Here is a 9,782-nt window from a genome sequence, read left to right on the forward strand (position 1 = left end):
ACCTTTTCGGGCTGGACAGTGCGTGGTTTCCCCCGCCCGTTCAAGCCGTCATCGGTTGCTAATCAGAAAGCTTGCATGAATGCCATGCTGAGGGTTTATCACGCTCTGTTTCCCTGTGGCTTGGGCTGAAGGTCTATCGCGATTTTTTAGGATCCCTGAATGAACCACTTCTACCGATTGATCTGGAACGAACTCGCCCAAACCTGGGTGGCTGCTGCTGAACTTGCCAAAGCGCACGGCAGACACATCCATGGCGGTGCATCGCCACAAGCAGATCCTGCTTTGGTTCCCGTCGTGGCGACCTTGCGGCCGCTGTACCTGGCAATGTATTTGGTTGGGCTGGTTCCTGCCTCGACCCTGGCATTACCGACTGGCGAGCAGCTTGCTGGGGGTGGCGCCAGCTTTCAGCGTAACAACAATCAACTGAACATCAAACAGACGAGCCAAGCGGCCGTCGTCAACTGGCAAAGTTTCAGCATCGCACGGGGTGAGCAGGTATCCATCAGCCAGCCCAACAGCGCAGCCACCATGCTGGCACGCGTGCAGGGCATGTCGCCGTCGACAATCGATGGTGTGCTGCAAGCCAATGGCAGGCTTTACCTCATCAATCCAAACGGCATATTGGTCGGGCCGAGTGGCATCATTGACACCGCGCACTTCATGGCCTCCACGCTGGACGTGTCAGACGGGGCCTTTATGAGCGGCAGTGGCATGAATTTCAGCGGCGATGGTCAAGCCGGGGTCGTGAACCTTGGCACGATACGCGCCAGCGAAGGTGATGTCAGCCTGGTGGCGCACAGCGTGCGCAATGCAGGAACGATTTCCGCGCCCAAGGGGGCGGCCAATCTGCTTGCCGCCAATGAAATTTTCCTGGCGTCGCCCGATGCGCCGGCCCTGTTGGTGCGCGCTGGCGGCGCGGGGACAGCCACAGGCGTGGAGAACAGTGGCTTGATCGAGGCCGCGCAGGCGCGCTTGCAGGCCGCCGACGGCAATATTTATGCGCTGGCGATCAATCAGAGCGGGGTGATCCGCGCTGTCGGGGTGGAGACGCGCGATGGCCGTATTGTGCTGACCGCCAGCGGCGGCAAGGTGGTGCAGGACGGTAAGTTGTTCGCCCACCATGCCGACGGTTCCGGTGGCGAGATTCTGGTCGGCGGCGATTATCACGGCGGCAATGCCCAAGTCGCCAACGCCGCCGAAACGGTGGTGACGGCCAAGGCCCGCCTGGAGGCCGATGCCACGTCCAGCAACGGCGACGGCGGGCGCGTCATCGTCTGGGCGGACAACAGCACGCAGTTCGACGGCCGCATTTCGGCGCGCGCGGGCAGTAGCGGCGGCGACGGCGGTTTTGCCGAGGTCTCGGGCAAGCATGACTTGCGCTTCCGCCCGGCGGCGCCCGTCGATTTGAGCGCGCCGTCCGGCAGGACCGGCACGCTGCTGCTCGACCCCGACCAGATCGATGTCGTCACGACGGCCTCTACCGCCAACCAACTGGCGGTTGCCACCATCCAGAGCGGGCTGGCTTCCGCCAACTATGTGCTGGATACCTCCGGCTTCAAGCCGGCCAACGGCAGCGGCGACATCACTTTCAGCAACAACGTGAGCTGGACTTCGGGCAACACACTCAGCGTCACATCCGGCAACAACATCAACATCAACGCCAACATCAGCGGTGTCAACGGCACGTTGGCGCTTTACCACGGCAAATCGGCCATGACGACCACGCAAGGCTTGCCGCCACTGTCCCCTAGCACGACGCTGAACGCGGCCAACAGCATCGATGTGGCGACCCTGCGGGTCGGCCTCAACAACAATGCCCCGCCGACCGGCTACACCGCGCGGCCTTCATCGGCATTTTTCCGAGGCAACGGCGTCGTGACGGCATCCGCGCTGGAACTCGATCTCAACAGCGGTTCGGTCAGCGTCAATGCCAACAATGCGGCCAATGCGCTGGACGCGGTTCGCACCCTGGGCACCGGCGATCTTGGCGGCCTCATCGTCAAGGATGGCAGCGGCAATCTCAATGTCAAACTGGCCTCGTCCAACAGTTCGACCAACTGGATCGACATCGCCACGCCGGGCACGCTGACGCTGGAATCCGGCAGCAGCCTGTCGTTCGCCAACCCGGCCACGGTCGTGCTGGCTTCCACCGGCGGCAACTTCGTCAATCAGGCCGGTGGCAGTGTGTTCGGGAGCAAAGCGCGCTACCTGATCTACACCAACACCACCGCGGCTACCACCAAGGGCGGCCTGACCGGCGTCGAGGTATTCAGCCGCAGCTATGTTGGCAATCCGCCCACCGATGCCGAGTTTTCGGACACCACCAGTCGCATCTTGTTCTCCTCGGGCGGTGTCTCGCCGGAACTGACCTATCGCGCCAACGACCTGTCGCGCTATTACGGCGACGCCAACCCGGCCCTGAGCTACGCCGTCAGCGGCTTGCAGGGAGGCGATGTTCTTTCTGCCGTGGTCAGCGGCGCACCGGTCTTATCCTCCAGCGCCACGCTCGCCTCGGGCGTCAACACTTACGCTATCCAGATCGGGCGGGGCACGCTGTCGTCCGCCAGCTACGGCTTCAACTTCGTCAACGGCACGCTGACGGTCAACCCAGCGCCGCTGACCATGGACATCCACAACGCCAGCCGCTACTACGGTGACCTGAATCCGACCTTTGGTGCTACTGTCACCGGCCTGAAAAACGGCGAGACCGCCGCCAGCATCCTCGCCGGCTGGTCGCTGGGCACTGCCGCGACACGGGCCTCCAACGTCGGCGGCTATCCGATCCAGGCCGCGTGGCTGGGCAGCGGCAGCACCAACTACAGCTATACCGTCCATGACGGCACGTTCACCATCAACGCCGCGCCGGTCACCGTCACGCTCGCGCCCACGGCGCGAATTTACGGCGACGCCAACCCGGATTTCCGCGCCTTGGCCTCCTTGTCCGGCACTTATAACGGCGATACCGTGGCAAACGCGTTTCCCGCGTCCAGCTTCACTACCAGCGCAACCGCCGCATCGTCGGTCGGTAGCTATGCGGTTTCAGCCGGCGGATTCAACAACCCCAACTACCAGGTCACCATCGGCAGCATCGCCCCCCTGACCATCAACAAGGCCTTGCTGACGGTGAACGCCAACAATGCCAGCCGCCCCTATGGCGATGCCGATCCGGCCTTTTCCGTGGCCGCATTCAGCGGCTTCAGGAACGGCGACAACGCCTCCGCCGTCCCCGGTCTGGCCCTGGTTTCCAACACCACCGGCAGCACGGTGGTCGGCAGCTATCCCATCGTGCCGACCGGCAGCGCGACCAATTACGAGTTCGTTGCGGGCACAGGCACACTCGCCATCGACAAGGCGCGGGTGGAAGTACACCTCAACCCGGCAACCCGCTACTACGGCGACCCCGACCCGGTATTCAGCGCCAGTTACGTGGGGCTCAAGAACGGCGAAACCTCCATGCCCGGCTTGAGTCCCCAGTGCAGTAGCACTATCCATAGTCCGGCAGGCAGTTACGCCATATCCGCCGACGGCATCACCACTTTCCAGAACTATCTGCCGACGTTCTACGGCGCACTGCTCACCATTGCGCCGCGCCCGATCACCGTGACGGCCAATAACGCCACGCGCACTTATGGCTACGAGAATCCCAACCTGAGCGTGACCGTCGACAACGCGACCTCCTGGGATGCGGCACAAGCCGCCAAGTACTGGGTGGCTTCCACCACGGCGACCAGCCGGTCGGACGCGGGCAGCTATCCGATCACGGCCAGCGCCAACCCCTACGGCGACCGTTTCGACAACCTCGCCAACTATGCCGTGACCCTCAAGCCGGGTACTTTCAGCGTCACACGCGCGCCGCTTTCCATCGTGGCCAACCCGGTCTCCATGCTCTGGGGTAACGGCTTGCCGCCCCTCACCTACACCGTCGACGGCGGCATCATGCCGTGGGACAGCAAGCTCGACACCAGCGGCATCGCGCTGACTTCCCAGGCCGGCGGCACCGCAATGCCGCCGGGGCAATACCCGATTACCCTCGCCCATGCCGAAGGGGGCAAAAATTACCAGGCGGTGCTGAGCATCCCGACCTCCGTCACCGTGCAAAAACGGCCCATCACCATCTACGGAAATTTTTCGATGGCCGGCAACGAGCTCAACAAGGTATTCCCCGGACAGATGGACCCGCTGATGGTCACCACCTATCAAGATGGCATGACGATCACCACCGCCTATCTGGGGCCGATTCCCGGCGGTCCGCAATTCAAGGTGCTGGCAGGCACGGACGGCACACGTGTTGGCGCAATCGATTCCCTTGTGAAGGCCTATGTGACCACGGCTTATGTCGAGCCGACGACGGGCTATACGCTGGCGGATGTGCTGCGCTATTACGACCCGGTATCGCGGCCCGGAGTCGCCAATGCCAACCTGCTGTCGAGCGAGACCATTGTCCGAAACATCACGCTACCCCCGTCGACCATCCCCTTCAGCATGCATGTAACGGCATCGCCTGCCACCGTGACGTTTCGCGATCCGACCCCGCCGGGCGAAGCTCCCTCGGTTCGCAATCTGGCCGGCGATCTGCTGTCGGACAAGGAATACCTTACCACCGCATTGACCAAGTTCAAGAACACGGAAAGCTTCCGCCACCTGGGCCTGGAAGAGCGCACGCTCATTCTCGACGCGCTTGCCGGTGACCCTATCTGGCAGAGCTATAAAAAGAACGTCGATGCAACCGAAGCCTGGATCGCCAAGGTCAAGACCGAGCGGCCCTCCGGCTGGGAAATGCTGGTGGCGAACGCCGAAGCCGACATCGCCAAATGGCGCAATGACATGGCCAAGACCCCCAGTTTGGAAAACCTGCGCCTACGCGTTCAGGCGGGCGACGCGGTGGCCGCCAGGGCACTGGTGCCGATCATGGCGACCGCGATGATGAAATCGCTGTCCGAAGGCACCTTGGCGGGCGACACGTCGGCCGCACTGATGCAACTCATCAATGGACAGCGCGCTGAAATTATTGAAAAGGCAGACGCAAAATTTAATTCCATCCTGTCGTTACGGGAGTCCTCCGGCGGGCTGCTGAATTTGTTTGCCGCCCCCAAAATTCCGGACATCGTGGGGCAGGCGTTCATTGAAGTCGCCGACTCGCGACGTGTCACCGCCGAGCGGACCGGCGGCATTGTCGGCAGCGTCGTCGGCGGTGGCATCGTAGCCGGGTCGATGATGACCGAGGCGGCTCTCGTGACAGGCTTCGGAACCTTATCCACGTCCACTTTAGTATCTGAATTTGGCGCAGCCACGGCGCTTGGGGGACCCGCGGTTATCGTTGCCGTTGCCGTCGCCATCGGTGTTGCCGAAGCGAATGCCGTCGCCGAAAGTACGAAGAACTACGAGCGCTACCAAGCCTACAAGGATGCGAACAAGCCGCTGGCCTCGCTGAACAAGATCGACCTTTCCAACAAGGACAATCTGGCGCAGGTCGCAACGGCTATCCAGACTTTACTGGCACAAAGCTTCGGCAAGATGGGATCATGATGCAACGCAAAACCACACTCTGGAGATTCGCCCCGCTGTTGCTGCTGCCAGCGCTTTCCGTCCACGCCCAGGACTTGCGCCACGCCGCGCCCCCGACCGTGCCGCCCATGCAGCCGCCAGCGACGACGGCCACACCGATGCCTCTGTTTGATGTGCCCCACGCCGGAGCGGGCGAGCACATCATCCTGCCCGCGCTCAAGGGCATCGTGCTGCTGCCGGACGCCGATGCAAGCGCGTTGCGGCGCACTGCCGTCGGCGTGGATGCGGCAGCGGTGCCGCTGGTCAACAATCCCGCCATCGTCGGCTATCTTCAACCCCTGATTGGCCAGCCAGCATCGCTGGCTTCCCTCAACCTTATTTCTGTTGGGATCAGCCGGATACTGCGCGAGCAGGGCAAGCCATTTGTCCTGGCTTGGCTGCCACCACAAGACCTGACCGATGGTACGGTGCGCATCGTGGTGCGTCCCGCCGTGGTGGATGGCGCGGTCAGCGTGGTCGGCGCCGAGAACTTCAGCGAGGAATCCTATCTGGCCTGGGTCAGGCAGCAGCCCGGCCAGACTGTGGATGTGCAGGCCCTCCAGGAAGACTTGGCCTGGATCAATCACCATCCGTTTCGCCATGCCGCGCTGGCTGCCGAGCCAGGAGCCCAGCCGGGCTCAGTCAATTTGTCGCTTCGGGTGCGCGAGCAGGCACCGTGGCGCTGGTTCGTCGGCGCGGAAAATACCGGCACCAAGACAACCGACGAGAACCGCGTCTTTTGGGGAGTGAATTGGGGCAATGCCTTTGGCCGTGGCGATCAGGTCTCCTACCAGTTGCGTGCAGACCCTCGCTTTCAACGCAGCATGACCCATTCGGGCAGCTACCAGACAGATTTGTCCTGGCGCCATGTGTTGACGCTCAACGCCGCTTGGTCGCAGACCGAGCCCGACCTCGGGCCTCATTTCAACCAAATGGGAACCTCCTGGCAATTGGGGCTGCGCTACCAGGTACCCAACGCCTGGCGGCATGGCAGTTGGGAGGGGGATTTCATCGCGGGTTTGGACTACAAGTTTGCTGACAATAACCTGGAGTTCGCCGCGATTCCGGTCTCTGGCAACGAAACTCGGATCGTGCAGGCGGTTTTGGGTGCCAGCTTGCATCAAAGTCGCGGCAAGCAGGGCAGCACGGTGATGAATCTGAACCTGCTGCTCAGCCCAGGGGGGAGTGCTGACGCCAACAACGATCAGGCGTTCGATGTCTCCCGCTCAGGTGCGCCCGCCCGGTACGCCTACGCCAAGCTGGATGCCCAGCACAGCCAGAGCCTAGGCGGGGACTGGCGGTGGGATGCGAATGCCAGCGTACAACTGGCCAACGTGCCCTTGCTCGGCAGTGAGCAGATGGCGGCTGGTGGTGTCGGGGTTCTGCGTGGATTTCCAGAATCGACGGCGTTTGGCGACCGGGGTGTGACACTGAGCAATGAGTTACATCTGCCTTCGTTGCAGAGCAGCAGTGGTCAGCAGGCTGATCTCTACCTGTTCATGGATGGCGCGTACCTGCAAACCTGTGGTGGTAGCGCCGAATCCATCAGTTTGAGCAGCGCGGGTGTGGGTGCCGATGTGCAATGGGGACGTTCAGTGACGCTGCGCATGGCCATTGGCTGGCCGCTGCATGAAACCGCAGGCCGGGACCTCAGTCGTCCGAAAGGACACTTGCGCCTGCAATGGAACTTTTGAAGCCATGCCTGGGGTTGAGCCTGGAGCGGCATTTCATGCTGGGCTGCACACAACCGGCCAACAGCATCACCTTGCGCCGGGGGGTGAGGCCGGCTTCTTGTTTGGCGGGCACTTTGGTGGCAGCCACATTGCAGCAGGCCTCCTTGCCCAAAAAGGCAAACCCGCCCCGCTCGGCCAGAAAGTAGGCTATCCCAGCAAACCTCCTGGGCCAACGCAACCTTGCTTCAACGGTGCGAAAAACTGTGCGGATTTTGCGGATCGAGGTAGCGTTGCTTGAAGTACTGCCGGATGGTTTGCATGGCCGGGCTCATGCTGGCGTCGGCGCGCCAGGCCAGGCCCACGTTCATGCTGGGAACGCTCTCCAGCGTCTTGATGGTCTCGATCCGCTTGCCCTCCAATGACCAGGGGCGGTACACCATGTCGGACAGAATCGCCACACCCAGATCGTTGGCCACCAGGCTGCGCACCGCTTCGATCGACTTGGTGTTCAGCGAGACCTTGGGTTCGAAACCGTGCAGATGCCAATAGCGCAGCGCCGAGTCGGCCGCCTCGTCGACCGTCAGCATGATGAAGGGTTCTTGCGAAATATCAGCAAAACTGACCTGGCGCTTGGCCACAAAGCGGTGCTGCTGCGACACCCACAGGCGGCGCTGCGAGCTGAACAAGGTCTCGGTCTGGATCGCAGGGTTGCGCACGTTGGAGGTCAGCAGCATCGCCATGTCGTAGTTTTTCGCCAGCAGACCGGCTTCAATCGTCTCGCGGTCCAGCTCCAGCATCTGGATGCGCAGCGCCGGGTACAGCAGCGACAAACGCTGCAAATGGTCCGGTAAGAAATAACCCATCACGGTGTAGGTGGCGGCCAGTGTCAGTTCGCCACTGACCGGCGCAATCTGCTGCGGCATGTTGCGCGCATCGTCCACCGCCGCCAGGATGGCGTAGGCGCGGGTCAAAAAATGCCGGCCGTTGTCGGTCAACTCCATGCCGTGCGATTGGCGCACAAACAGCTTGTAGCCCAGGCCTTCCTCCAGCTCGCGGATTGAAATCGTCACCGCCGATTGCGACACCGACAACTCGATGGCAGCGCGCGAGATCTGCCCCAGCTCAGCGGTGGCCGCAAAGTACTTGATTTGCCGCAGTGAAAAACGCATCTCGGATGAACCGTCCGGCTGTAGGAAATGGAAGAGTCTAGGTATTTAAAAAATCAATATTAGCACCTTAAAAAATAGAATTATCTTTTTCTGTCACAAACTCTTAACTTTGCGTACCTGAACAAGGGCTTGCTTTAAATCAACACCAATTCAAGCCAGGTATGCAAACAAAAATGGGCAAAAAATGAAAAAAGTGATGGATCTGAATTCCGACATGGGAGAGGGCTTTGGACCCTGGCGCATTGGCGATGGCGCCGACGAGGCCATCATGAGCCAGATCAGTTCCGCCAACATCGCCACCGGTTTTCATGCTGGCGACCCCAACATCATGCAGCGCATGGTGTCACTGGCCAAGGAACATGAAGTGGGCATTGGGGCGCACCCGGGTTTTCGCGATCTGGTCGGATTTGGCCGGCGCGACATGAAGGCTTCCAGCGCCGAACTGCTCAACGACATCATCTACCAGACCGGCGCCCTGCGCGAATTTGCGCACTGGCAGGGTATGCGTCTGCAGCACGTCAAGCTGCACGGCGCCCTCTACATGCGGGCGGCACAGGACGAAGAGTTCTCCATCGCCTTGATCAAGGCCTTGCGCGAGATCGAGCCCGGCTTGTACCTGTATTGCATGGAAGCCTCCCTCACTTACCAGGTGGCGAAAAAAATGGGGCACCCGGTGGTGCGCGAGTTTTACGGCGACCGCGACTACGACAAGAGTGGCTCCATCGTGTTCACGCGCCAGGTCGGGCAACTGGACCCCGCCGCCGTCGCCGCCAGGGCTTTGCGCGCCTGCACCGAACGGTTGGTCAGAACCGTGGAGGGCGAAGACATCGCCATCGACTTCGACTCCATTTGCATCCACAGCGACACACCCGGTGCCCTGGCCTTGATCAAGGCGACCAAGGCCGCGCTGACCGGCATGGGCATACAAATTGCATCCTTGTCCCGAGGGGTACCCGGCGCAAAGCGCTAGCGACCGACTGCCTCACCCATGGATTTTGATTGATTTGAATAGCACGACACAACTAAGGAGCACACAGCATGGCCGAAATCTTGTCCCCCCTCCCCGGCACCTTCTACCGCCGCCCGGCCCCCGACGCACCGCCCTACAAACAGGTCGGCGACCGCGTTGCCGTCGACGAGGTGATAGGCCTGGTCGAGGTGATGAAGATGTTCAACGAGATCCGCTCGGAAATCGCTGGCACGGTGGTGAGCTACGCGGTTGAAAACGAAGACCCGGTGGAAGCCGGGCAAGTCCTGATGATCCTTGAATAAGCGATCGCCCTTGGACCTCCCAGCAACTCACAACGAAGTCAATTCAATGACAACGACGCACAAAGTCCTGATCGCCAACCGCGGTGAAATTGCGGTTCGCATTGCCCGCGCGGCACAAGAACTC

The 9,782-nt window shown here is 61.5% G+C and carries 6 protein-coding genes; 5 read left to right on the forward strand and 1 reads right to left on the reverse strand.

Going from position 1 to position 9,782, the window contains the following annotated elements; translation table 11 throughout:
* Positions 1-159 precede the first annotated feature (159 nt).
* Together PHS32_RS09430 and PHS32_RS09435 are read left to right on the forward strand one after the other, a co-directional pair.
* Positions 160-5,526, forward strand: a complete 5,367-nt coding sequence (locus PHS32_RS09430) for an MBG domain-containing protein (RefSeq protein ID WP_301078673.1) — start codon at positions 160-162, stop codon at positions 5,524-5,526.
* Positions 5,523-7,238: a ShlB/FhaC/HecB family hemolysin secretion/activation protein gene (locus PHS32_RS09435; protein ID WP_301078674.1), complete on the forward strand. Its 1,716-nt coding sequence runs from the start codon at positions 5,523-5,525 to the stop codon at positions 7,236-7,238. Before PHS32_RS09430 ends, PHS32_RS09435 begins: the two co-directional genes overlap by 4 nt.
* 224 nt (positions 7,239-7,462) lie before the next feature.
* On the opposite strand, the gene PHS32_RS09440 is transcribed toward PHS32_RS09435, so the two are convergent.
* Entirely contained in the window at positions 7,463-8,386 is a 924-nt protein-coding gene (locus PHS32_RS09440) for a LysR family transcriptional regulator (RefSeq protein WP_301078675.1), read from the reverse strand.
* 184 nt (positions 8,387-8,570) lie between these two features.
* Between PHS32_RS09440 and PHS32_RS09445 the strand changes: the two genes are divergently transcribed.
* The 3 genes from PHS32_RS09445 to PHS32_RS09455 form a co-directional block, all read left to right on the forward strand.
* Positions 8,571-9,356 carry a 5-oxoprolinase subunit PxpA gene (locus tag PHS32_RS09445; RefSeq protein WP_301078676.1) on the forward strand — a complete coding sequence of 262 codons (786 nt, stop codon included), beginning with the start codon at positions 8,571-8,573 and terminating at the stop codon, positions 9,354-9,356.
* Between the two features lie 68 nt (positions 9,357-9,424).
* Positions 9,425-9,658 carry an acetyl-CoA carboxylase gene (locus PHS32_RS09450; protein ID WP_301078677.1) on the forward strand — a complete coding sequence of 78 codons (234 nt, stop codon included), beginning with the start codon at positions 9,425-9,427 and terminating at the stop codon, positions 9,656-9,658.
* A 46-nt stretch (positions 9,659-9,704) separates the two neighbouring features.
* Positions 9,705-9,782 (forward strand): biotin carboxylase N-terminal domain-containing protein (locus PHS32_RS09455; RefSeq protein WP_301078685.1); only part of this gene is annotated, 78 nt, incomplete at its 3' end.

The sequence above is a fragment of the Rhodoferax sp. genome (genome assembly GCF_028714215.1).
In the GTDB taxonomy this organism is placed as follows: domain Bacteria; phylum Pseudomonadota; class Gammaproteobacteria; order Burkholderiales; family Burkholderiaceae_C; genus Rhodoferax.

What these genes read in the sequence shown, in the direction of transcription:
- PHS32_RS09430 (WP_301078673.1), top strand. Translation starts at nt 160, where the DNA reads ATGAACCACTTCTACCGATTGATCTGGAACGAACTCGCCCAAACCTGG.
- PHS32_RS09435 (WP_301078674.1), top strand. Translation starts at nt 5,523, where the DNA reads ATGATGCAACGCAAAACCACACTCTGGAGATTCGCCCCGCTGTTGCTG.
- PHS32_RS09440 (WP_301078675.1), bottom strand. Translation starts at nt 8,386, where the DNA reads ATGCGTTTTTCACTGCGGCAAATCAAGTACTTTGCGGCCACCGCTGAG.
- PHS32_RS09445 (WP_301078676.1), top strand. Translation starts at nt 8,571, where the DNA reads ATGAAAAAAGTGATGGATCTGAATTCCGACATGGGAGAGGGCTTTGGA.
- PHS32_RS09450 (WP_301078677.1), top strand. Translation starts at nt 9,425, where the DNA reads ATGGCCGAAATCTTGTCCCCCCTCCCCGGCACCTTCTACCGCCGCCCG.